Source organism: Brachybacterium tyrofermentans, assembly GCF_014897585.1.
Lineage (GTDB): Bacteria > Actinomycetota > Actinomycetes > Actinomycetales > Dermabacteraceae > Brachybacterium > Brachybacterium tyrofermentans.
In genome coordinates, this window is the sequence record NZ_JABUXW010000007.1 from 105791 (window position 1) to 129848 (window position 24058).

Below are 24058 nucleotides of genomic sequence, written 5' to 3' on the forward strand. Positions count from 1 at the left end.
TCCCCGCCTCCGACCGAAAGAGACTCCGATGACCTACCTCTTCGATGATCCGAAGTCCTTCCCCGCCGACGCCGTCGAGGGCCTCGTGGCCGCCCACCCCGAGGAGCTGCTGCAGGTCCACGGTGGTGTGGTGCGCAAGAACGCCACCGTGAAGGGCCAGCCGGCGCTCGTGGTCGGCGGCGGCTCCGGGCACTACCCGGCCTTCGCCGGCTGGGTGGGCCCGGGCTTCGCGCACGGCGCCCCCTGCGGCAACATCTTCTCCTCGCCGTCCTCCGACCAGGTCTACTCGGTGGCGAAGAACGCCGAGAACGGCGGGGGAGTGATCCTCGGCTTCGGCCACTACGCGGGCGACGTGCTCCACTTCGGCGTCGCCGCGGAGAAGCTGCGCGCCGAGGGCATCGATGTGCGCATCGTCGCGGTCAGCGACGACGTGGCCTCCGGGGCGAAGGGGGACCACCGCGACCGCCGCGGCATCGCCGGCGACCTCACGGTGTTCAAGATCGCCGGCGCCGCGATCCAGGCCGGCGCGGACCTCGAGGAGGCCGAGCGCCTGGCCTGGAAGGCGAACGACGCCACGCGGTCCCTCGGGGTCGCGTTCGACGGCTGTACGCTGCCCGGCGCCGACGATGCGCTGTTCCACGTCCCCGAGGGGAAGATGGCCATCGGCCTGGGCATCCACGGCGAGCCCGGGATCGACGAGGTGGACATGCCGTCGGCCGCGGAGCTCGCGAAGGTGCTCGTGGACGGCGTGCTGAAGGAGACCCCCGAGTTGGACTCCGACCGTGTCGCCGTGGTCCTCAACGGCTTGGGCACCGTGAAGTACGAGGAGATGTTCGTGGTGTGGAAGCATGCCTCGGCGCTCCTCGCCGACGCCGGCCTCACGCTGGTGCGACCGGAAGTCGGCGAGCACGTGACCAGCCTCGACATGGCCGGGCTCTCGCTCACCGTGATGCGCCTGGACGAGGAGCTCGAGCAGCACTGGCTGGCCCCGGCCGACACCCCCGCCTTCCGTCGCGGCGGCACGGTGGGCGGCGACCTGGGGGAGGAGCGCGGGGAGCTGTACACCCCCGGCGAGGACCCGATCCCCGAGGCCTCCGAGGGGTCCCGCGGCAGCGCCGAGCGGATCACCGCGATCCTCGGCGAGGTCGAGGCCCTGCTGGGTGAGCTCGAGCCGGAGCTGGGCCGGATGGACGCGGTCGCCGGCGATGGCGACCACGGCCAGGGCATGGTGCTCGGCATCCGCGCCGCGCAGGCCACCGCGCAGCGCGTCACCGAGTCCGGCGCCGGGGCACGCACCGTGCTCGTGCAGGCCGGGGCGTCCTGGTCCGCCGAGGCCGGCGGCACGTCCGGTGCGCTGTGGGGCGCGGCCCTGACCAGCCTCGGCAGCGCCTTCGCCGACGAGGAGCCCGTGAGCGACGAGCAGCTCCTCACCGGTCTCGTGCAGGCCGTCGAGGCCGTCGAGCGGCTGGGCCGTGCGAAGCCCGGCGACAAGACGATGGTCGACGCCGCGGTGCCCTTCCGGGAAGCCCTCGCCGACGCGAAGGATGCGGCAGGTTCTGCGGCCGACGCGGTCGTCGCGGCGGCCGAGAAGGCCACCGCCGCCGCCGAGGCCACGGCGGACATCGCCGCCACCATGGGCCGGGCCCGCAACCACGGTGACAAGTCCGTGGGCACCCCGGACCCGGGCGCGATCTCCTTCTCGAAGATCGTGACCCTCCTCGGGGAGCAGCTCAGCAGCTGAGCAGCTGAGCAGCTGAGTGGCTGAGTGGCTGGCCGCCAGCACCGATCCCGCCACGAACACCACGTCGACCCGAACACCACGTCGACCCGAACACCCCGACGACCCGAACACCACGTCGACCCGAACACCCCGACGTCACGACCACTACGAAGGAGCAGTCATGGGCTGGAAGATCATCACCGGATCCGACAATGCCGGGTACGGCCACAAGAGCGCGCTGAAGGAGCTTCTCGAGAGCGACCCCCGCGTCGACTCGGTCGTCGATGTCGGCGTCACCGGTCGTGAGGACGGCACGTACTACCCGAACGTCGCCGTCGAGGCCGCGGAGAAGATCGCCGCCGGTGTGGCGGACCGAGCACTGCTGGTCTGCGGCACGGGCCTCGGTGTCGCGATCGCGGCCAACAAGGTCTCCGGTATCCGCGCCGTGACCGCGCACGATCTGTACTCGGTGCAGCGCTCGGTGCTCTCGAACAACGCCCAGGTGCTGTGCATGGGTGAGCGGGTGATCGGGCTCGAGCTCGCGAAGGAGCTGGTCAAGGTGTGGCTGGACCTCGAGTTCGACCCGGAGTCCTCCTCCGCGGCGAAGGTCGACGCCATCTGCGCCTACGACGGCTCCCTCGACGAGGCCTGATCGACCCCGGGGCGCCCGTCCGGCTCGGCCCCGCCCGGCCGGCTCGGCCCCGCCTGGCCGGCTCGGCCCCGCCTGGCCGGCTCAGCCCCGCCTGGCCGGGACGGCCCCGTCTGATCGGCTCGGCGCCCGCCCGCCCGGCACGGCCAGACCCCTGTCATCCGGCTGCGCCGATGCGCGCCCGCTACTCCGCGAGCGCGCGTCCGCGCTGTTCGGGGAGGGTGAAGGCGGCGGCCGCGGCGAGGGCGAAGGCGATCGCGAAGGCCACGAACGCCAGCACCTGCCCGCCCGCGACGACCAGCACCGGCACCAAGAACGGCGCGAGCATCGAGGCGACCCGCCCGAACGCCGCGGCCGCGCCGGTGCCCGTGCCGCGCACCGCCGTCGGGTACAGCTCCGGGCCGATCGCGTACAGCGCGCCCCAGGCGCCGAGGTTGAAGAAGCTCAGCGCGCAGCCGGCAGCGATGATCGTCGCCTCCGAGTCGGCCAGCCCATAGCAGGTGGCGGCCACGGCGGAGCCCGCGAGGAACACGGTGAGGGTCCAGCGCCTGCCGAGCACCTCGATCAGCCAGGCGGCCACCGCATAGCCGGGAATCTGGGCGAGCGTGATGATCAGGGTGAAGGTGAACGACTGGGTGAGGGAGAACCCGCGCTCCACCAGCAGCGTCGGGATCCAGATGAAGGCGCCGTAGTAGGCCAGGTTGATGCAGAACCACACCGCCCACAGCCCGGCCGTGCGCGCACGCAGGGCCTTCGACCAGATCCCTCCCGTGCGCACGGCGTCGGCTGCTGGGACCTCACCCACTGCGGCGGGCGCCACGGCGCTCACCGTGGTGGATGCCCCGGCAACGGGATCTGTCGCCGAACCAGTTCCCGGGCCCGCCGACTCCTCGAAGGTGCGCACCACGGACTCGGCCTCGTCGTGACGGCCCTTCTGCTCGAGGAACCGCACCGATTCGGGCGTGCCCCACCGCACCACCAGCGAATATGCCGCGGGGACGAGGCCCACCGCGAGGGCCCAGCGCCATCCCGTCGGCCCCGAGGCGGCCACGAAGGTGCCGATCACGGCGGCGAGGATCCAGCCCAGGGCCCAGAACGCCTCGAGCCACACGATCACCCGGCCGCGGATCCGGGCCGGGGCGAATTCGCTCATCAGCGTCGAGGCGACCGGCAGCTCGGCCCCGAGGCCCAGCCCCACCACGAAGCGCAGCGCGATCAGCGCGCCGACGCCCATCGCGAGCGCGGAGGCGCCCGTGGCCAGGCCGTAGACCAGGAGCGTCAGGGCGAAGACGCTGCGTCGGCCGATCCGGTCGGCGAGCAGACCGCCCACACTCGCGCCGATCGCCATCCCGGCGAAGCCCGCCGAGGCGATGAGGGAGCCGTCGCCCTTGGAGATCCCCCAGTGGACGCTGAGCGCGGCGATCACGAAGGAGATCAGGCCGACGTCCATCGCGTCCAGCGCCCAGCCGATGCCGGAGGCCCCCAGCAGCTTCCCGTGCTTGCGGGTGAAGGGCAGGCGATCCAGGCGCTGCGACCTGGTCAGGGTGCTGCCCGGGTCCACGAGGGACTCGTCGGGCGAAGCGGGGGCGGGGCTCATCGTCATCTCCGGGAGGGGCAGGAAGGTCCGGGGGACATCTTGACGCATGGTGGCGCCCGGCGGGGCGTCAGCGGTGGGCGTGCGCGGTGAGGTCGGGCAGCGCCTCGCCGCGCAGCACGGCGAGCGCGCGTCGGGCACGGGCGCCGCCCCAGGGGGAGAGGATGTCCGCGTCGGCCTCGTCGATCAGGGCCCAGTCGTCGAGCTCCTCGACCTGCGGGATCACCGTCGCTTCGAGCTGGGCGCGCGGGATCATTCCGGCGTCGAACACGAAGTGCACGCCCATCGGGGCGCTCCGCACGGCGCTCGAGGGCATCCAGTCGATCGCGAGCACACGGCCCACCTCGACGTCCAGGCCGAGCTCCTCGGCGACCTCGCGCTGCGCGCAGAGTCGGGGATCTTCGCCGGGGTCGACGCCGCCGCCGGGCAGCAGCCAGTGGTCGCGGTAGTTCGGCTTCTCGACCACGAAGCGGCCGTCCTCGTCGCGCAGGATCACCGCGCCGGAGCTGATCACCGTGGGCAGGGAGGCGAAGTAGGCGGGGTCCGGGAGCAGTCGGGGCATGACCCCATCGTGGCACCATCGGCGCCTTCGGGGCAGGGGCAGTCCGTCAGCGGGCGGATCCTGCTGCCGGCGTGAAGCGCACCGAGGTGCCGGGTGCCGCCTGGGCCAGTCGGTCCAACCCCGCACGGGTCACGACGGCGACCACGGGATACCCGCCCGTGGTGGGGTGGTCCGGGCCGAACACGACCGGCAGGCCCGACGGGGGGACCTGGATCGCGCCGGGCACCATCGCCTCGCTGGGCAGCGACCCCGTTCCCTCGGGGACCGGCAGCGGCGGACCGTCCAACCGCACGCCCACCCGGTCCGAGTCCGAGCGCACCGTCCACTCAGCTCGGAGCAGGGCGTCGAGCACGCCGCGGCCCAGGAGATCGTCGCGAGGTCCGGTGTGCATCGGGATCTCGAGCAGGTGGCGGCTGGGAGATCCTGCCCCGCCATCGTCCGCACGGGTGGTCGCGTCGTCGGCCGCAGCGTCGGCTGCATCGTCGACCGGGCCGTCCTCATCGGTCCGGGGAACGGCATCCGGTACGGCATCGAGCCCCTGCTCGCGGCCGACGGTCAGCACGTCGCCCGTGCGCAGCGGCGCCGGTCCGAGCCCCGAGAGCGTGTCGTGCGAGAGGGAGCCGAGGAACAGGGAGTCCGAGGTCTGCTGCTCGTGGTCGGCGGTTCCGGCAGCGTGATCAGTTCCGGCAGGGTGCACCGCCGCGTCGGACGCCCGTTTCACGCCGCAGATCCCTCCGCGCACCGCGACCAGGCGGCGCAGACCCTGCAGCGGAACGCCCAGCGTCAGGACGTCGCCGGGATCCAGGGCGATCGCCCGATCCAGACCCTGGCCGGCGTCGAGCTCGAGCGCTGTGCCCTCGGGATCCGCCCGGCGCACGGTGATCTCTCCCGCTCCGCCGGCGACCGCCAGGACGGTCGGGGCGAGGGCGCGCAGCCGCACCGGCCCCAGCAGCGCCTCCAGGGCGGTCGCATGGGTCCGATTGCCGACCGCGGCGTCGGCCCGGGCCAGCGCTCCCCGATCGAAAGCCCCCGACGGGCTCACCCCGATCGCCCCGTGGCCGGGCCGTCCGGCATCCTGCAGCAGCAGCTGCGGTCCGGGAGAGAGCACCTCGAGCGCCGGGTCGCCGGGCGGCGGGAGCGTCGCTGCGGCATCACGACGACGGCCCAGCCGACGAGGTGCCGCTGCGACCCCTGACCTCGCCCTGGCCAGGACAGATGCTCTGGTCGTCGTGGAGGACGTGGAGGACGTGGACGTCGTAGAGGACGTGGTTGGTGTGGGAGCCGTGGCGGCGGCCCGCACGGACGGTCGACGGGCGACGAAGCGCACCCGTGATCCGGGGAGGAGCAGCGCGGGCGGCGTGCGTTCCGGGTCGAACAGCTCGGCGTCGGTACGCCCGATCAGCTGCCACCCGCCCGGGGAGGGCCGGGGATAGATGCCGCAGTACCGGGCAGCCAGGCCGACGGCGCCCGCGGGAACGGAGGTGCGCGGCTCTCCTCGGCGCGGAACGTCCCAGGGCGGGCCGCCGGCAGGGCGTCCGTCGGCGCCCGACTCCTCAGCGACCGGCTCCGCGGTTCTCGGCTCCTCGGCGACCAGGTACGGGAACCCCGGGGCGAATCCGCCGAACGCCACGGTCCACAGTGCTCCGGTGTGCGCGGCGATCAGGGCATCGGTGCTCATCGAGAGCAGGTCTGCCACCTCGGCGAGGTCCGCCCCGTCGTAGACCACGGCAAGGGTGTGCTCCGCAGCGTCGGCCTGCTCCTCGGCCGCTGCGGGCAGGGTGCTCAGCAGGTCGGCGAGCTCGTGGCGATCGCGCGGCGCCGCACCGACCAGCAGCAGCGTGCGTTCCGCGGGGACGAGGTCCACCAGATGCGAGGGGGCAAGAGCTCGCAGAGCGGCGGCCGCGGCGAGCACGGCGCCCGTGTCCGGATACTCGGCCAGGATCGAGACCTCCCCGGCCTGGTGCACCGCCGAGGGCGGCCCCAGCAGCTCAGGCGCTCCGGCTCCGTCAGAACCGCTGCCCACAGAACCGCTGCCCACAGAATCTCTGCCCACAGAATCCCTGGTCACAGAGCCGCCTCGAGCCGCACGCCGACGTCCTCGAGACGGTCGCGGACCGCGCGGGCGAGCGTCACCGCGCCGGGGGTGTCCCCGTGCAGACACAGGGAGCGGACGGGGAGATCGACCCACGTCCCGTCGTCAGCGCGCACGCGGCGCCCGGTCGCGATCTCCAGCGCCTGGTCGACGACGGCGTTCGTGTCGGTGAGCACGGAGCCCGGGCGACTGCGCGGCAGGAGCGTCCCGTCGGAGAGGTACGCCCGGTCGGCGAATCCTTCGAGCACCACGTTGATCCCGGCCGTGCGTGCCGGCGCGAGGACGGCCGCCCCGGGAGCGGCGAGCAGCGACAGCTCCCCGCCGAGCTCCCGCAGGGCCTGCACCACGGCGGCGGCCTGCGCGTCGTGGTGGGCCAGGGCGTTGTACAGCGCCCCGTGCGGCTTCACCCCGCGCACCGTGGTCCCCTCGGCCCGCGCCATCGCCTGCAAGCCGCCCACCTGCACGATCACGAGATCCGTGAGCTCGGTCGGGGAGATGTCGAGGAAGCGTCGGCCGAAGCCCTGCAGGTCCGGATAGGCGACGTGCGCCGTGACCGCGACGCCCCGGGCGGCCGCGCCGCGCAGGGCCGAACGCATCGTGCCGGGGTCCCCGGCATGCCCGCCGCAGGCGATGTTCGCCGTGGTCACGACGTCGAGCATGGCGGCGTCATCCCCCATCGACCAGTCACCGAAGCCCTCCCCGAGATCGGCGTTGAGGTCGAGCAGCACGGGGTCAGCGGTCATCGGTGATCGTCTCCTTCACACGGGGCGGAGGTGCACTTCCCTTGCCGGCCTCTCTCTGGCTGGCCTTTCCATTGTCGGCCCTTCCATTGTCGGCCCTGCGGCCGCGGGGCGACAGCCGACGTCAGTCCGCCAGGTCGTGCGGTCCCTCGGCCCACACCGGAAGCGGGTGCCTGGCCGATAGTGTCGAGGTATGAGCCAGACCCCCGCCGACCAGCCCGAACCTTCCCGAGCAGGCCCGTCGGGAGCATCCGATCCCGCGGGGCCCGGGGCGGTCCCTGACCTCCCTGCCGGCCTCGGCTCGAGCGACCCCGAGGCCCCCATCGCCTATTCCGCGGCCGACGCCGCCGCTGCCGCGGACGTGCTGGACCGTGCGGGAGAGAGCGATCCGGAGATGCTGGTCGCCCTGAGCGATGAGCAGCTCGCGGCGCTGGACGGCTACGCGCGAGCGCAGTTCACGGCGACCCCGTGGCTCGACGAGCACGCTGATCAGCGCCGATTCGCCGCCGGGGTGGGGCTGCGGTCGCTGATCGCCGCCGGTCAGGTGAGCGGGGGGATCGAGCCGAGCATCGGACGCCAGCAGTGGACAGCGGAGCCGATGATCGCCGGCTGTCTGGTGCTGCGGCGCACCGCGACCCTGTTCACCACCGCCGAGCGCACCGTGCAGACCGCGCAGGGTCCCGAGGTGCAGCGGCTCCACTATTACGTGCATCAGGGTGGAGTGCTCGAGGAGGAGGTCACCCCGCTCGGCATCCACCGCTTCACGTCCTTGCGTGCAGCGCAGGTCAATGCCCGTCTGCTGGCTGTCGTGGACCCTGCCGGGGTCGCCGCCGACGGCGGGGAGCCGATCCAGGTTCGTGCCTCCGAGCTCGCGGCGAGCCCGCTCGCGCAGCGGCTCGCCGCCACGCGCGCGCTGACCGTGTTCACGATCGTCACCACGGCGGACGGCGGAGTGAGCCAGGCGAGCGTGTATGCGACCGGCGACGAGGTGCTCGTCATGGAGGCCCTCGATCCGGGAGCGGACGATCCTGTGCTGGAGTTCCGCAGCGTCGACTCCGCGGAGCTGCACGCGCTGGCCACCGTGCTGGTGGGTGCCGCGGGCTGACGCTCGGCGGACCAGTGGAGTGCAGCGGAGCAGTGCACGTCAGCGCAGCGCAGCGGACCAGTGCAGGTCAGTCGGGATATCTTGCATGCCGCCGCCTGCCCGGGACGTTCGTGCGGGGTCGTTCGGCGCTGGGCGTTCCAGCATTCCAGCGTTCGAGCACGTCCTCGAGCCGGCCGTGCAGGCGCATGGTCGCGTCGGGGTCGGCGCGCGTGGGTCCGTCGTTGAGGATCACGACCGGTGTGCCCTGCTTGCCGGCGGCGCGCACGAACCGCAGTCCGGACTGCACGGTGAGGCTCGAGCCGAGCACCAGCAGCGCCTCCGCCTGGTCGAGAGCGGTGAAAGCGGCGGCCACCACTTCGGGGCGTGCCGATTCCCCGAAGAACACCACGTCGGGTTTGAGGATCCCTCCGCACAGCGGGCACGGCGGATAGCGGAAAGAGCTGGTGCGATCCACCTCGGCGTCCCCGTCGGGCGCCTGGGCGGCGTCGGCCGCGAGATCGGGCAGCCGTGCCGCGAGCTCAGGGTTCATCGAGAGCATCCGCGAGTGCAGCGCCGCGCGGGAGGAGAGGGCGTCGCAGCTCTGACAGCGCACCCGGTCCAGTCGACCGTGGAGGTCGAGCACCGGGGAGGAGCCGGCGGCCTGGTGCAGTCCGTCGACGTTCTGGGTGATCACCGCGGGGGTGGAGAACAGGGTGTGGCCGAGTCGGGCGAGCAGCAGATGGGCGTGGCCCGGGCGGGCACGGTTGAACTGCTCCCAGCCGACGGTGGAGCGTGCCCAATAGCGGCGTCTGGCCAGGTCATGCCCCATGAATTCCTGGTAGGTCATGGGGGAGCGGGGCACGGCGTCGCGGCCTCGGTAGTCGGGCAGCCCGGAGCCGGTGGACATCCCCGCGCCGGTCAGCACCGCGACCGGGCGTCCGCGCAGCAGGTCGCGGGCGGCGTCGACCTCGTCGGACGGGCTCTGCAGGCCGTATTCGCTGCTCTCCATGGGACCCCAGGCGGGCAGGCGCGGTCCTCGTCGCCGACCGGTGGATCCCGCGACAGGGGCTGCGGTCGAGAACCAGCGGCCGACGTCCGCCGCTGGGCCGATGTCCGCAGCTACACCGGCGTCCGCAGCTGCACCGGCGTCCTCCGCCGGGTCGATCTCTGCCGTCGGGCCGGTGTCTGCCGCCCGGCCGGTGCGGCCTCGGGTGCCCAGCGCACGTGCAGGGTCGGTCGGGCCCCGGGTACCGGATGTTCCCGTCGGCTCACCGTGATCGGACCGGCCCGGCGGTTCCCCGGTGACCGAATCGCTGTTCATCCCTCGAGCGTAGGTGCTGGGTGGGGGTCCGTGTCGGGAGACCCGCGTCGGGCCCGGCGTCGGCGGGCGATGAGGCCTACCGCAGCAAGCAGTCCTGCCCCGGCAACGGCGACGGAGTAGACCCGCACGAAGCTTTCCAGGGTGTCCCCGCCGGCCTGGCCGAAGGCATATCCGGCGATCACGAAGACGGCATTCCAGATTCCCGACCCGAGCCCTGTGGCCAGGGCGAACAGGCCGACGTGCATCCTCTCGATGCCCGCTGGGATCGAGATGAAGGTGCGCACCATCGGCACGAAGCGGGCGATCACGACGGCAGGGAATCCCCAGCGGTCGAAGAATCGCAGAGCCGCGTCGACGTCGCCCTGCTCCAGCAGCGGGAGGCGGGCGATGACCGCCCTGGTGCGGCGAAGTCCGAGTCCTCGGCCGACGGCATACACCCCGAGGCCACCGATCACCGACCCGGCGGTCGTCCACGTCAGCGGGACCAGCACGTTCTGTCCGTCCGACGCCGCGGCGACTCCGGCGAAGGGCAGCAGGATCTCCCCGGGGATCGGCGGGAAGATGGCCTCGGCGGCGATGACCAGTGCCGTGCCCGGCCCGCCGAGGAGCTCCATGAGGCCGATGGCCCACGCGGTGATGTCCACGGCCGCCTCCTTCCGCCGGATGAGCGCGACGCTAACCGCCAGGAATGGCGGGATGGTGAACAGTGCATGGCGATGGGTCGCATGAGGTGGGTGCTGCGCGGGCAGCTGGACAGCGCGAGATCAGTCGGGACGGTCGACGGTGCCGTCGGTGTAATCGGTGCCGTCGGTGCTGCTCGGCCCGCTTCCCTCGCCGAGGTTCCCTTCGACGTCACGCTGAGCCTGCTCCTCCTGCGGAGGTGGTGTGTCCGATGAACTCGTGAGCTCAGGTGGTGGCTCGATCCGAGGCCCCGTGAGGGCTGTGGGCCCGGTAGTCCTCACGGTGCCTCCCCGGCTGGTCCAGGTCACCTGATGGCCGGGGCTCTCGGTGGAGAGCTCGACGGAGGTGGTCTGCTGTTCCTTGTCGTTGCAGAAGGCGCAGAGCCCCTGCCCGTTGTCCAAGCAGGTGTGGCCGCCGGCCGCGTAGGGCCGGATGTGGTCGCTGTGCCGGATCGGGGCGTTGCAGAACGGGCCCCGGCACGTCACGTCGCGCCAGCGGATGAATCTGGCCAACGCGCGGGGGAACTCACGCGCCACGGAGTCGACCGCGACGAGCTCACCGGTGGTGGGATGCGTGTAGAGCCTGCGGAGGGCGAGCCTGACCGCGGGGGCGTCGGCCCCGAACGCGTCGTCCAGCCCGCGGGTCTCCACCGCTACAGGGTCGAGGTCGGTGGGTCCCGCGGCAGCATTCTGCGTTCCCGGGCCGCCGGTCGGGACGGCCGGCGCACGATCCTGAGCGAGCTCGCGCAAGGGCCCGGAGAGCTCGTGACGCAGTGCTTCGACGGGCACGGGGCCGTACCCCTCGACGTGGGCGAGCTCGCCCTGTCCCGGATGCAGCAGCGCCCGGTCCGTGATGATCACGCCGATATCGAGGTCGGTGCGGTCCATGCCGTCCTCTGCGCCGAGGAGGGACGCGATGAACGAATCCGCCTGGATCTGCTGATGGCCGCGCCGGTCGCCGCTCGCCCGGAGCCGCTCGGCCTCCAGGGAGAGGCGCTTGCGGATCTTCATCGCGTCCAGGGCGGGCAGGCGCGCCGAGACCACCGCCATCCCGTGCTCGCCACGGCGCACGGTCACGCTGCGAGTTCCCCGGGCATGCTCGTGCCGACGGCTTTCGCCCTCCGCATCGGACGCTGCGATCGCTGCAGCCACCGCGCCCTTCCACTCCTCGGTTCCGCACCCGTCGAGTGCGGCGAGGCGGGTCCCGAGCAGGGCATCGACCTGTTCGCGCTGGGCAGGTGCCAGCGGCGCGACCGAGGCGGCCATGGCCCGGACGGCGCTCTCGCTGAGCAGGCCCGTGGCCAGGGCTCGAAGCATCGTCGGCATCGACTCCACGAGGCGTCGCGCAGAGGCGAGCGTCCTGCTGGCCAGGTCCGGGGAGCGACGGGTGCTCATCGAGACGTCGCGCGCTGCAGCGCGGTCCGCACGCCGGTCCGTGTCCTCCTCCGGCTCGACGGCCTCCAGCTCGTACGCGGCATCGGCCTGCGCGGCGGCACGGTCCTCGTCCCGCAGCGCATCCGCCAGGGCGACCATGCACCGCGTCTCCAGGGCGTCCATCGCGGAGCGCTGCTCCTGCAGGCGTCGGATCACGGCGGAGTACTGCCCCGAGGAGCCGGGCGCCGGCGAGAAGAGGCCACCGGGCTCGGTGGCCAGCTCGACCAGGAGGAATCCTTGGTCCCCCAGGAGCTCGGCGAGCGCCGTCGGCCCCTCCGCGCGAAGCGCATCGAGCAGCTGCTGGGCGGGATCGCCCTCCGCTGCCTCGGTGTTCTCCGCGTAATCGTTCATGCCCACCATGATTCGCGGGACCCGCGGCCGAGGGAACCGGCGAGTCACGATGGTGGAAAACCACCCGCTGTGGAGGAAAGGTCGGCATGGAGCCGAGCCCGGCAGCAGGCCTGCACCTCGTTCACGGCGCGGTCGCACCAGCGTGGCGGCACGACTCACGGCGCGGTCGCCGCACCCACGTGGCGGCACGACTCACGTCTCGACCGCACTCATGTCGCGACCTCCGTCGAAGCGCGGGGCACGTGTGCTCAACCCTCGGGCTGCATGCCCTCCAGGACGCTCAGGAGCTCGTCGGCGACATCGGCCAGGGGCCGGTTCCCGAACAGGGACTCCTCGCCGAGGCGGGAGAGCTCATCGCCGAAGCCGACGCCGGAGGCGGGCGTGACCAGGGGAGGTCGCACCACCTCGGCCTGCATGTCGCGGGCGAAGTCGAGCGAGACCATCTCGTTGTCATCGAGCACGGTCGCGATCTCGTCCTGCAGCTCGGGGAACGAGGTCACGCCGCGTTCGATCTTGAGGATCTTCGCGGCCTCCGGATCGCGCAGCAGGAAGTCCACGAGCGTCGCGGCGGAGTCCACAGCCTTCGAGCCGGCGGCGATCGACCAGTACATCGAGGCCTTGTTGACCATCTGCGGGTCGCCGCTGGTGCGGGCGGGCAGGCGCAGCAGCTGTAGGGGCGCCCCGGTGGACTTCTGGAAGGTCTGCACCTGGGTGTGGAACTGGAGATGGAAGGCGGCGCGGCTGGTCCCGAACCGGCCCTGCTCCACGCCGGCGGCGAAGTCCTCGATCTGCTCCGAGGGGCCGACGACAGCGCCGGACTCGACCAGCGCGAGGGCGTACTCGAGGTAGGCGACGATGGTGTCCTTGCTGATCAGCGTCTCGTCCTCGCGAGGGAACAGCTGCTCGCCGCTCTGGCGGGCCCAGGCGCCGAGCTCGGCCGCGCTGGTGCCGAAGAAGTCGAAGCCGATGATGTCCTCGTCGGCCTCCTTCGCCCAGTCGCTCACTGCGCCGGTGATCTCGGCGAAGTCGTCCCAGGTCCACGAGGTGTCGTCCGGCATGTCGAGGCCGGCCTGCTCGAGGATCTCCGGGTTCACGCCGACGGAGAAGATCCCGACGCCCAGCGGTGCGCCGACGAGCGTGCCGTCGGCCAGGCGCCCGGTGTCCAGCACCGCTTCGTCCATCGCGCTGAGGTCCAGCAGATCGGTGACGGTCTCGAGGTCGAGCAGCGAGTTCCGGGTGCCGTAGGAGTCGATGTAGGCCTCGTCCATCTGCAGCACGTCCGGGGCGTCACCGCCGGCGAACTGGGTGGCGAGCTTGTCCCAGTACCCCGTCCACTCGCTGTACTCCGGGCTGACGGAGATGTCGTCGTGGGCCGACGAGAACAGATCCAGCGCGTCGCGGGTGAGACCGTTGCGCAGGTCGCCGCCCCACCAGTAGATCCTGACGGCGCCGCCGTCCTCTCCTGAACCGCCGGAGCCCCCTGACCCACCGGCGGCGTTGGGGCCGCAGGCGGCGAGGACGGGCAGGGTTCCGGCGGCGAGCAGTCCGAGGGTGCGTCGGCGGGTGATCATCGTCGATCCTTCCGGCAGGGCTCAGGTCGTCGGGTCCACGTCCGCGGAGTCTCGACGCGCTGAGTCGTTTCAGGGCGAGCTGTGCGGTCACAGTAGCCGGGCGTTCGCAGCGCGGACAAGAGGCGCGGGCACCCGCGTCACCTGGTCGATGCCGGCCTCGGGTGCGGGGTGGCGTCGGGGTGCGTGCGGCGTGACATGCAACGTTGGAGGTCTCGCGTCATGGCGAGGGTGCGAGTGCAACGCAACTGCAACGCGACTGCAACGCGAGCGCCGCATCGTCGTGACGCAGCCGTAACGCCGACATGACGCGGACGGGTTGACAAGGAGGGTTGTCAAGCGCTTTCCTGAGGTGTGTCGCCCAGCGGCCACCATCCCGTTCGCGGGTCGGCGGAGAGCGGGCGGCCAGGAGAGAGGAATGAAACCTTTCACCGCCGCAGTGCCCTGGTGCAGTGCCCTGGCGCGCGCCGTCGTGCGTGCCGGGTCGCAGCGGGCAGGATTCCAGCGGTCCGGGTCCCGGGCCGACGGGCCCGCCCGAGCATCGCCCCCGATCCGGGCCGACCATGGTGGTCGACCCGAGGACCTCGCTACGGCGCTCTGGATGCGCAGTCGAAGATCACAGGAGATCTCATGTTCACTCGACGTTCAGCACTTGCCCTCGGCCTCGCCGTCCCCGGCCTCGCGGGTCTCGCGGCCTGCGGCCCCAACGCCTCCGGCGGCTCCGGGGGAGGCGGCGGAGAAGGCGGCGCCTCGACGCTCCGCCTCGCCTGGTGGGGCAACCCCACCCGGGACGAGAACACGAAGAAGGTGGTCGAGGCCTACAAGGAGGTCGACGACGCCGTCACCATCAACCTCGAGCCGGGCGAGTGGAGCGGCTACTGGGACAAGCTCGCCACCCAGACCGCCGGCGGCGACTTCCCCGACGTGGTCCAGATGGACGAGAAGTACCTGGCCGAGTACGGAGACCGCGGTGCGCTGCTCGACCTCGCGGGGGCGGGCCTGAAGACGGACGACTTCGTGCCGGGATCGGTCGAGGTGGGCGAGCTGCCGGACGTCGGCCTCGCCGCGATCAACGCCGGTCTGAACGCCTTCGCGTTCCTCATCAACCCCATGGTCTTCGAGGAGGCCGGGGTCGATATCCCCGACGACACCACCTGGACCTGGGACGACCTGATCGACACCGCGGTGAAGATCTCCGAGAACACCGACAAGGGCACCTACGGCATGACCCAGATGGGCACCGTGCAGGGCCTGTTCCAGGTGTTCGTGCGCCAGGCCGGCCAGGATCAGTACAAGGACGGCGCCGCAGGATTCGACGTCGACACCGCGACGAAGTGGTTCGAGTGGGGCAAGAAGATCCAGGATTCCGGGGCCGGCCCCGGAGCGAGCGTCGCGGTCGAGGACGGGGCGCAGGCGCTGGACCAGTCCCTGTTCGCCACCGGGAAGACCGCGATGACCGTGGCCTGGTCGAACCAGGTCGTCGCCCATGACGGGCTCGTCCCCGAGGGCGTCACCGTGCTGCGGCCGCCGTCGATGACGGGCTCCGCGGCCGACGCCGAGCTCTGGTACAAGGCGTCCATGTACTGGGCCGTCTCGGCGAAGGCGTCGGATCCCGAAGCCGCGGTCGCGTTCGTGGACTTCCTCGTGAACTCCCCGGACGCCGGCAAGATCCTCTCGGTCGAGCGCGGCGTGCCCGGCAACATGTCGGTGCGCGAGGCGATCGTCCCGGACCTCGACGAGGCCAACAAGAAGGCCGTGGACTTCCTCGAGTCCATCGAGAGCGAGCTCGGCGACGCCCCGGAGATCACCCCGCAGGGCGGCGGCCAGTTCGAGGACATCCTCACCCGCGCCGGCGAGGACATGCTCTTCGGCAAGCTCACGCCCGAGGAGGCCGCCCAGCGTGTGCTCGACGACCTCACCTCCGCGCTTGGCTGAGTCGACCGACGCTGGGACAACCCGTGCCGCAGCGCCCTGCCGGGAGGGGAGCAGTCCTCTCCCGGCAGGGACCTCCGGCGGAACGATGAAGGGAAGGGACCGATGAGTGCAGTCGGCGAACTGACACAGATGGTGTCCAACCGCAAGAAGGGGGGTGCGAAGGAGAAGCATCCCGACAACAAACCGGCGCTGGTGTTCATGCTGCCCTGGCTGGTGGGGCTGCTGGGCATCACGCTGATCCCGATGGTCGCGTCGTTCGTGCTCGCGTTCACCGACTACAGCCTGCTGGCTCCGCCGGAGTTCGTCGGCCTGGCGAACATCAAGGAGATGATCGGCGACACCCGCCTGCACAACTCGCTGGTGGTCACCTTCATCTATGTGTTCGTGGGGACCCCGCTGCAGCTGGTCATGGCGCTGCTGCTCGCGGTGGTGCTGAACCAGGGCATCAAGGGCCTGGCGTTCTACCGCTCGATCTTCTACCTGCCCTCGCTGCTGGGCGGCTCGGTGGCCATCGCCATCCTGTGGCGCCAGATGTTCGGCGCCAACGGCCTGATCAACCAGGTCGCCGGGATGTTCGGTCTCACGGACCTGCCGGGCTGGGTCTCGAACCCCGACACTGCGCTGGGCACGATCATCCTCCTGCACGTGTGGACCTTCGGCTCGCCGATGATCATCTTCCTCGCGGGCCTGCGCCAGATCCCCGAGATGTACTACGAGGCGGCGTCCGTGGACGGCGCCTCGAAGGTCGCGCAGTTCTTCAAGATCACGATCCCGCTGCTCACGCCGATCATCTTCTTCAACGTGGTGCTGCAGGTCATCAACGCGTTCCAGTCGTTCACGCAGGCGTTCGTGGTCTCGGGCGGCACGGGCGGACCGTCGGACTCCACGATGTTCTACACGCTGTACCTCTACCAGAAGGGCTTCACCCAGTTCGACATGGGCTATGCCTCCGCGATGGCGTGGCTGCTGCTGATCATCGTCGCGATCTTCACCGCCATCAACTTCTTCGTCTCCAAGTTCTGGGTGTTCTACGATGACTGATCTGCAGAGCCGACCGACCTCCGCCGAGGCCCCGGGCACCGACGCCGCGGCACCGACGCGCCGCCCCCGACGGAACCACCTGGTGCGCCGCGGCGTGCGCCACGCGATCATGATCATCGCGTCGATCGTGATGATCTATCCGCTGCTGTGGATGGTGGTCTCCTCGCTGCGACCCAATGACGAGATCTTCCGCAACCCCAGCATCTTCCCGATCAGCCTGGACTTCTCGAACTACGCACGCGGCTGGGAATCCCTCGCGCAGCCGTTCTCGCACTACCTGATGAACTCGACGCTGCTGGTGCTGGGCTGCGTGATCGGCAACCTCATCGCCTGCTCGCTGACGGCCTACGCGTTCGCGCGGCTGAAGTTCTGGGGCCGCAACATCGCCTTCGCGGTCATGCTCATGACGCTGATGCTGCCGATCCACGTGGTGATCGTGCCGCAGTACATCATGTTCAGCCAGACCGGCTGGGTGAACACGATGCTCCCGCTGATCCTGCCGAAGTTCCTGGCCACGGACGCCTTCTTCGTGTTCCTCATGGTCCAGTTCATCCGCGGCATCCCCCGGGAGCTCGACGAGGCGGCCCGCATCGACGGCGCCGGACACTTCCGCACCTTCTTCCAAGTGATCCTGCCGCTCATGCTGCCGGCGTTGGCGACGACGACGATCTTCACCTTCATGTGGATGTGGAACGACTTCTTCGGCTCCCTCATCTACCTCACAACCCCGGACAACTTCACGGTGCCGCTGGCGCTGAAGTCGTTCCTGGACACCCAGGGCTCCTCCGACTGGGGCGCCATGTTCGCCATGTCGGTCGTCTCCCTGATCCCGCTGTTCCTCGTGTTCCTGTTCGGTCAGCGATTCCTCGTCAAGGGCTTCGCGACCACCGGCATCAAGTAGTCGCCGAGCAGTCGCAGAGCCACCACCGAGCAGCCACCGGGTGGGCCGACGGGGTTCCGACCCCGTCGGCCGCCCGGCTCCCGCACCCCGCCCCACCCGCTCGACCACCCCCAGCCAGGAGAGTCATGCCCACCCGCTATGCCCTGATCGGTTCCGGTCACCGTGCTCAGATGTACCTCGACGCGATCGCCGGCCCCCACGCCGACGTCGCCGAGCTGGTGGCGCTGCTGGATGTGAACCCGGCCCGCCGCGAGTTCCACCGCGACCGCATCCCGGCCTTCGCCGACGTGGTCCTCGCCGGACCCGAGCAGCTCGAGGACATCATCCGCGAGCAGCAGGTGGACCGCGTGATCGTCACCAGCGTGGATCGTCTGCACGCCGAGCACGTGGTGCGCGCGCTCGAGGCGGGGGCCGACGTCATCGTCGAGAAGCCCCTGACCATCGACGCCCCGTCGGCCCGCGCCATCCAGGACGCCATCGACCGCACCGGGGGCAGCGTGGTGGTGACCTTCAACTACCGCTACAGCCCCCGCAACACCGCGCTCAAGCAGGTCATCGCCTCCGGGGAGATCGGCGACGTGGTCTCGGTGAGCTTCGAGTGGGTGCTGGACACCCAGCACGGCGCGGACTACTTCCGACGCTGGCACCGCGACAAGACCAACAGCGGCGGGCTGTTCATCCACAAGGCCGCGCACCACTTCGACCTCGTGAACTGGTGGATCGCCGATACCCCGGCACGGGTCTACGCCCGCGGCGGCCTGCGCTTCTACGGGCAGGACAACGCCGTCGCCCGCGGCCGGGCACCCCTGCCCGAGCGCGGCACCCATGACGGCGCGCACGATCCCTTCGAGCTGGACCTGCGCTCCGACGAACGCCTCGAGGCGCTCTACCTGCAGGCTGAGCAGCACGACGGCTACCAGCGCGACCGCTCCGTGTTCGACGCCGGCATCACCACCGAGGACAACCTCACCGCGATCGTCGACTATGCCGGCGGGCCCGTGCTCACCTACGCCCTGAACGCCCACAGCCCGTGGGAGGGCTACCGGGTGGCGATCAACGGCACCGCCGGCCGCGCCGAGCTCGAGGTGATCGAGCGCGCGGAGGTGATCGCGCAGGACGAGGACGGCCACGCCCACGTCGACCCCAGCGCCGTCGCCGTCACCGCGCCCGACGCCGGGGTGCGCGAGCGCGGGGAGCGCCTCGTGGTGCAGAAGCACTTCGAGCCCGCCCGCCGGGTCGAGATCCCCGAGGGCGTGGGCGGCCACGGCGGCGGCGACGCCCTGCTGCTTCGCGATGTCTTCGTGGGGCCCACGCAGGATGAGCTGGGACGACCCTCCGATCACCGCGACGGGCTGCGCGCGATCAGCGTGGGCATCTGCGGCAACGAGTCCCTCGCCACCGGGCTGCCCGTCGGCGTCACGGAGTTCCTGGGCCTGGACCTCACCCGCGACGATGCGGTGGAGGCCGCCCGATGACCACGAGCCCCACAGGTCCCACGAGCCCCGCAGCTCCTTCCGACCCGGCCCGGATCGCGCTGATCGGCACCCGCGGCTTCGGCGCCGTGCACCTGCGCGCCCTCGCCCGGCTCGAGGCGGCAGGGACCGCCCGCCTGGTGGGCGTCGTCGATGTGGCCGAGCCGCCCGAGGAGCTGCGCGCGATCCACCACCGCTCCCTCGCCGAGCTGCTGGACGCCGTGAGCGCGGAGGACCAGCCCGAGATCGCCATCATCGCCACCCCGATCGACACCCACGTGCCGTTCGCGACCGAGGCGCTCGCCGTCGGGCTGGACGTCTATCTGGAGAAGCCCCCGGCGCCCGCGCTCGAGGACCACTGGGCCCTTCTCGCCGCGGCGGACTCGGCCGGGCGCTCCGTGCAGGTGGGCTTCCAGGCCCGCGGCGGCGCGGGCGTGGACGTGCTGCGCGAGGAGGTCGCGACCGGCGCCCTCGGGCACGTGGACACCGTGCGGGCGTACGGGGCCTGGCAGCGCGATCGCGCGTACTACAACCGCTCGGCCTGGGCCGGCAGGCGCCGCCTGAACGGCCGACGGGTGGCCGACGGGGTCGCGACGAACCCGCTCGCCCACGCCGTGCACGCGGCCCTGGTCATCGCGGGGATCCAGGAGGTCTCCGACATCGCGCGGGTGACGACCGAGCTGCGCCGGGCCCACGACATCGAGGCCGACGACACGACCTTCCTGCGCATCGACCCCACGGGAGACGGCCCCTCGGTGCTCTGCGCCCTGACCACCACGGCTCCCGGCCAGAGCGCGCCGTGGGTCGAGATCGTCGGGACCGAGGGCAGCCATCGGCTGCGGTACACCGATGACACCTCCGTGCGCACCCCTGGCGAGGAGCTCTCCCACCAGCGCCTCGACCTGCTGGAGAACCTCATCGCGCACGTCCGCGAGCGCAGCGTCGAGCTGATCTCGCCGCTCAGCTCGACCGGTGCGTTCAGCGCTGTGCTCGAAGCGATCCAGTCCGCCCCGGATCCCACTCCGATCGCCGCCGACTCGGTCGACTGGCAGGGCGAGGGCGATGCCGCGCACCCGGTGGTCGAGGACATCGAGCAGACGCTGCACGCCGCGCTCACCGAGGGACGTCCCTTCAGCGAGCTCGGGGCGCTCTGGGCGCGGGAGGACGCCGTGCATGTCTGGACGCCGCCGACCCGCTGAGCCGCGCCCGTCGCCGCACCACGGCTTGGACCGCCGTCTGGACCAGCAGGATCACTGCTGCGGCGACCCCGCCACCGATGAGCAGGAACGAGGCCGCGCTCGCCGCTGTGGGACTGGACCAGATCCCCGGCGGCAGCGGCGCAGCGGGGACGAGGAACGGCACGACCGCCGCGAGGAGCACGAGAGCGGGGACCAGCAGGGCGTACGGCGACCAGCGGGATGCAGCCGCTCCCAGCCACAGCAGCAGACAGCCGCCGGCGATCAGCGCGATGGTCACGACCGAGATCCGGGTGTCGAAGGTCCGCATGGCGCGGAGCACGCCGTTCCCGATCCCGCCGAGCTGCAGGCTCGCGCCCAGGAGCAGGAGGGCGGGGACGACGAGCAGGCCGACGAGGGAGGCGGCCAGGTGCGGGTCCGGTCGGCGACGGGTGATCACGAGAGCAGCCCCGAGGCCGCCCATGAGGGTATGGAGCACCAGCGGGAGCCCGTAGGCGAAGCCGTCGACGGACTCCAGGGGGACGAACGAGGGCAGACCCTGGTAGACCGCGATCAACAGGCTGGGTACGGCGGAGAGCACCAGGCTGAGCAGGCCCAGCGCCCCGGCCACGAGCAGACCGGCGGAGCTCACGATGCCCGTCGCCACGACGCTCGCGAGCAGCAGGATCCCCAGGCCCGCGCCGCCGAGGATCTGCAGCCCCGCCGGCCCGAGCAGCAGATCCGTCGTCGAGTCGCCGAGGTACCCGCGGGTGGAGTAGATCCGCAGCCATCCGGAGCCGCCGTAGGCGAGCAGGCCCGTCGCGAGCGGCGTGATGGCCAGCGCGTACAGGGTCGTGAGGAGCCTGGCGGCGAAGCTCGAACCGGCCCGTGCGGGCCCGGCGCCCACCTGCGGGCCGGCGGGGTGATCCCGAGGGGCACCTGCGGTGTCGTCGAACGGTTGTGGGTCGGGGCTCACGGTGACCTCCTGGTGTCGTCGTCCGCGCGGACCCTGGCCCGCGCGAGCCCGGTCGCGCCGATGCGGTTCCTGCCGTGACTATAGGCGGCGACCGGGCATGCCCTCATCCCGCGCGCTCCCACCCAGCACCATCCCACCCTGGAGGACCCCGATGACCGGAGAGACAGTCGACGAGGTTAGGGCGGGGTTCGTGGCCCCTGATCCGGCGGCGCGCCCCATGATGCGCTGGTGGTGGTTCGGCCCCGACGTCGAGGCGGCGGAGATCGATCGGGAGCTGTGCGCGATGGCCGATGCAGGCCTGGGCGGGGCGGAGGTCAGCGTCGTCTACCCGCTGCGCGAGGGGTCGGACACCTACCTCTCCGAGGCCGCTCTCAGCCACCTGCGCCACGCGGCCGAGACCGCCCGCGACCTGGGGCTCCGACTGGACGTGACCCTGGGCAGCGGCTGGTCCTACGGCGGTCCGCACATCGGCCCCGAGCATGCCTCCCGGTCCCTGCGCTGGGAGCGCCGGGACATCTCGCCCGCCCCGTTCGACGTCCCGCTGGTCACGCCCTGGCCGGGGGACGAGCTGGTGGCCGCGTTCCTCGGTGACGGCGTCCCACCGGAGTCGTGGGAGCCGCTGCCGCTAGCCGACGGCGTGCTGCGGGTCCCCGCGGGCAGGGGCCCTCGCACCGTGCTGCTGGCCTGGTCGCAGGTCACCGGCCAGCAGGTCAAACGCTCCGCCGCCGGCGCCGAGGGACCGGTGCTGGATCATCTGTCGGCCGACGCCACCCGGCACCATCTGGCCGTGGTGGGAGAGGCGCTGCTCGCGGCGGTCCCTGCCGAGCTGCTCGGCTCCGTGTTCTGCGACAGCCTTGAGGTGTACCAGGCGGGCTGGACCCCGCGGCTCCCCGAGGAGTTCACGCGCCGCCGCGGCTACGACCCGCTCCCGCTGCTGCACCGTCTGCAGATCGACGAACCGGGCTCCGCCGAGTTCCGGATCGACATGGGGCTCACCCTGACCGAGCTCGTCGAGGAGAACTTCCTGGCCGTGTGCCTGGACTGGGCGCGCGGTCACGGGCTGCCGCTGCGGATCCAGGCCTACGGCGAGCCGCCCGTGACGCTCAGCTCGTACCGCTACGTCGATCTTCCCGAGGGCGAGGGCTGGGGATGGACCGGCCTGCCGCAGTCCCGCTGGGCGTCCTCGGCCGCGCATCTGCATGGTCACGGCGTGGTCTCCAGCGAGATCTGGACCTGGGTGCATTCCCCCTCGTTCCGCGCGACACCCCTGGATCTCAAGGGCGAGGCCCATGAGCACCTCCTGCTGGGAATCAACCAGTTCGTGGGCCACGGCTGGCCGTACTCCCCGCCCGAGGCGCCCGGGATGGGTTGGATGTTCTACGCCGCCGGGGCGCTGGACGACCGCAACCCCTGGTGGCCCGCGATGCCCGAGCTGACCCGCTACCTGACCCGCCTCTCCTGGCTCCTGCGGCAGGGGGAGCCGGTGGCCGACGTGAAGGTCTACCTGCCCGCGAGCGAGCTGTACGCCGCCCACGGCGAGGGCTTCGACCTCTGGCGAGCCTGCCGCGACCACATCGGACCGGAGATCCCGGCCGCGATCCGACGTGCCGGCTACGACCTCGATCTGGTCGACGACCAGGCACTCGACGTGCTCGAGGCGCGCAGCGCCCCTGTCGTCGTGCTGCCGCGCGTCACGCGGCTCCCGCAGCCCGCACGCGCGTGGCTCGACGCCGTCCGCGAGTCCGGGGGCACCGTCATCGCCGTCGACTCGCCCGCCTACCCCGAGGGGATAGCGGCCGACGCGGCGAGCCTCCCCGAGGTGCTCGCGAGGAGCCTGGCACCCGACGTGGCCCTGGAGGGCGACGGAGGGGAGATCGGCGTCGTCCATCGGCGGCTGGCCGATGGGGACGTCTACTTCGTGGCCAACACCGGACCGAAGGTGCGCACGGTCGGCCTGACCCCGCGCACCCGACGGGCCAGCTGCGAGCAGTGGGATCCCAGGGATCCCGGGGCTGGGCCCACGACGCACCAGGGCGACGTGGCCACGGTGACGCTGCATCCCTACGAGGCGACCGTGCTCGTGGCCTCCGGGGGAGTGGTGTCTGCAGCAGTCGCCTCCGAGATGGTGGTGCCGGATCCGGAGCACGAGAGCGCTCGCCCGGATGCTCTCCGCCTCGACGGTCCCTGGAGGTTCACGCCCGGGCTCGGCCGGGGAGCGGGCCTGGGTGAGGGGTCGAGGGAGGGGACCGTCGAGGTCCGGCTCCCGCACCACTGGGGAACCGAACAGCCCGTCGTGTCCGGGACGTACGAGACCACGGTGAGCGTGGATCCCGACTGGTGCGGCGATGGCTCCCGACTGGTGCTCGACCTCGGCCCGAGCCGGATCCAGGAGAACTCGACCCGGCAGGCGGCGAGCTATCGCGTGCTCCTGGCACCGCCCGTGCGCGAGATCGCGGTGATCTCCGTCGGCGGGAAGGAGGTCGGGGTCATCTGGGATGCCCCGCACCGGCTCGACCTCACCGGGGCCCTGCGCGCCGGGGAGAACACGCTGCGGCTGGAGGTACACGGCACAGCCGCTCCGTGCGTAGCCGCCGATCCGCAGGCAGCGGGGATCGTCGCCGAGAGCCGCCGCGAGTACGGCCGGCGGTTCGACCAGCAGGATCTCGACCTCGCGCTGGACCAGGTGGACCCGGGGCTGCATGCGGTTCCGGTGCTGCACCGCCTGCCCGCGGGGTTCGCCTCGGCTGACTGACCAGGCGAGCT

Annotated in this window: 18 protein-coding genes; 9 read left to right on the forward strand and 9 right to left on the reverse strand. The window is 71.7% G+C overall.

Annotation, left to right across the window (positions count from 1 at the left end):
* The first annotated feature begins 28 nt into the window (after nucleotides 1-28).
* Together INT49_RS06785 and INT49_RS06790 are read left to right on the forward strand one after the other, a co-directional pair.
* Nucleotides 29-1741: a dihydroxyacetone kinase family protein gene (locus INT49_RS06785; protein ID WP_193116961.1), complete on the forward strand. Its 1713-nt coding sequence runs from the start codon at nucleotides 29-31 to the stop codon at nucleotides 1739-1741.
* Nucleotides 1742-1901: 160 nt separating this feature from the next.
* Nucleotides 1902-2372 (forward strand): ribose-5-phosphate isomerase, encoded by a 471-nt coding sequence (locus INT49_RS06790; protein WP_193116962.1) that lies wholly within the window; start codon nucleotides 1902-1904, stop codon nucleotides 2370-2372.
* Nucleotides 2373-2553: 181 nt separating this feature from the next.
* Here INT49_RS06790 and INT49_RS06795 read toward each other — a convergent pair whose 3' ends face one another.
* The 4 genes from INT49_RS06795 to INT49_RS06810 all read right to left on the reverse strand — a co-directional run bounded on the left by INT49_RS06795 (nucleotide 2554) and on the right by INT49_RS06810 (nucleotide 7360).
* Nucleotides 2554-3966 (reverse strand): MFS transporter, encoded by a 1413-nt coding sequence (locus INT49_RS06795; RefSeq protein ID WP_193116963.1) that lies wholly within the window; start codon nucleotides 3964-3966, stop codon nucleotides 2554-2556.
* A 67-nt stretch (nucleotides 3967-4033) separates the two neighbouring features.
* The gene (locus INT49_RS06800) at nucleotides 4034-4525 is read right to left on the reverse strand and encodes an NUDIX domain-containing protein (RefSeq protein ID WP_193116964.1); all 492 of its coding nucleotides are present in this window, start codon (nucleotides 4523-4525) and stop codon (nucleotides 4034-4036) included.
* A 46-nt stretch (nucleotides 4526-4571) separates the two neighbouring features.
* Nucleotides 4572-6578: a 5-oxoprolinase subunit B/C family protein gene (locus tag INT49_RS06805; protein WP_319021539.1), complete on the reverse strand. Its 2007-nt coding sequence runs from the start codon at nucleotides 6576-6578 to the stop codon at nucleotides 4572-4574.
* Between the two features lie 11 nt (nucleotides 6579-6589).
* Entirely contained in the window at nucleotides 6590-7360 is a 771-nt protein-coding gene (locus INT49_RS06810) for a LamB/YcsF family protein (RefSeq protein ID WP_193116965.1), read from the reverse strand.
* A 190-nt stretch (nucleotides 7361-7550) separates the two neighbouring features.
* Here INT49_RS06810 and INT49_RS06815 point away from each other — a divergent pair, with 190 nt between their 5' ends.
* Complete coding sequence (locus tag INT49_RS06815; RefSeq protein WP_193116966.1) at nucleotides 7551-8462, forward strand: hypothetical protein; 912 nt, start codon at nucleotides 7551-7553, stop codon at nucleotides 8460-8462.
* Between the two features lie 67 nt (nucleotides 8463-8529).
* On the opposite strand, the gene INT49_RS06820 is transcribed toward INT49_RS06815, so the two are convergent.
* From INT49_RS06820 to INT49_RS06835, 4 genes are all read right to left on the reverse strand, one after another.
* A complete protein-coding gene (locus INT49_RS06820) occupies nucleotides 8530-9762 on the reverse strand; it encodes an NAD-dependent protein deacetylase (protein WP_226849878.1) in 1233 nt (410 codons plus the stop codon).
* On the reverse strand, nucleotides 9759-10406 hold the full coding sequence (locus INT49_RS06825; RefSeq protein WP_193116967.1) for a DedA family protein: 648 nt from the start codon (nucleotides 10404-10406) through the stop codon (nucleotides 9759-9761). The genes INT49_RS06820 and INT49_RS06825 overlap by 4 nt, the downstream gene beginning before the upstream one ends.
* A 120-nt stretch (nucleotides 10407-10526) precedes the next feature.
* On the reverse strand, nucleotides 10527-12227 hold the full coding sequence (locus INT49_RS06830) for an HNH endonuclease (RefSeq protein WP_193116968.1): 1701 nt from the start codon (nucleotides 12225-12227) through the stop codon (nucleotides 10527-10529).
* A gap of 248 nt (nucleotides 12228-12475) precedes the next feature.
* Complete coding sequence (locus INT49_RS06835) at nucleotides 12476-13798, reverse strand: ABC transporter substrate-binding protein (protein WP_193116969.1); 1323 nt, start codon at nucleotides 13796-13798, stop codon at nucleotides 12476-12478.
* A gap of 627 nt (nucleotides 13799-14425) precedes the next feature.
* On the opposite strand from INT49_RS06835, the gene INT49_RS06840 reads away from it, so the two are divergent.
* The 5 genes from INT49_RS06840 to INT49_RS06860 all read left to right on the forward strand — a co-directional run bounded on the left by INT49_RS06840 (nucleotide 14426) and on the right by INT49_RS06860 (nucleotide 20343).
* Nucleotides 14426-15730 (forward strand): ABC transporter substrate-binding protein, encoded by a 1305-nt coding sequence (locus INT49_RS06840; protein WP_193116970.1) that lies wholly within the window; start codon nucleotides 14426-14428, stop codon nucleotides 15728-15730.
* A gap of 102 nt (nucleotides 15731-15832) precedes the next feature.
* The gene (locus tag INT49_RS06845; protein ID WP_193116971.1) at nucleotides 15833-16771 is read left to right on the forward strand and encodes a carbohydrate ABC transporter permease; all 939 of its coding nucleotides are present in this window, start codon (nucleotides 15833-15835) and stop codon (nucleotides 16769-16771) included.
* Entirely contained in the window at nucleotides 16764-17672 is a 909-nt protein-coding gene (locus INT49_RS06850; protein WP_193116972.1) for a carbohydrate ABC transporter permease, read from the forward strand. Before INT49_RS06845 ends, INT49_RS06850 begins: the two co-directional genes overlap by 8 nt.
* 125 nt (nucleotides 17673-17797) lie before the next feature.
* On the forward strand, nucleotides 17798-19147 hold the full coding sequence (locus INT49_RS06855; RefSeq protein WP_193116973.1) for a Gfo/Idh/MocA family protein: 1350 nt from the start codon (nucleotides 17798-17800) through the stop codon (nucleotides 19145-19147).
* Complete coding sequence (locus INT49_RS06860; protein ID WP_193116974.1) at nucleotides 19144-20343, forward strand: Gfo/Idh/MocA family protein; 1200 nt, start codon at nucleotides 19144-19146, stop codon at nucleotides 20341-20343. The genes INT49_RS06855 and INT49_RS06860 overlap by 4 nt, the downstream gene beginning before the upstream one ends.
* Here the strand turns inward: INT49_RS06860 and INT49_RS06865 are convergent.
* A complete protein-coding gene (locus INT49_RS06865) occupies nucleotides 20276-21295 on the reverse strand; it encodes a hypothetical protein (protein ID WP_193116975.1) in 1020 nt (339 codons plus the stop codon). The two genes, INT49_RS06860 and INT49_RS06865, sit on opposite strands and share 68 nt — an antisense overlap.
* A 151-nt stretch (nucleotides 21296-21446) precedes the next feature.
* Between INT49_RS06865 and INT49_RS06870 the strand changes: the two genes are divergently transcribed.
* Nucleotides 21447-24047 (forward strand): glycosyl hydrolase, encoded by a 2601-nt coding sequence (locus INT49_RS06870; protein ID WP_193116976.1) that lies wholly within the window; start codon nucleotides 21447-21449, stop codon nucleotides 24045-24047.
* Nucleotides 24048-24058 lie beyond the last annotated feature (11 nt).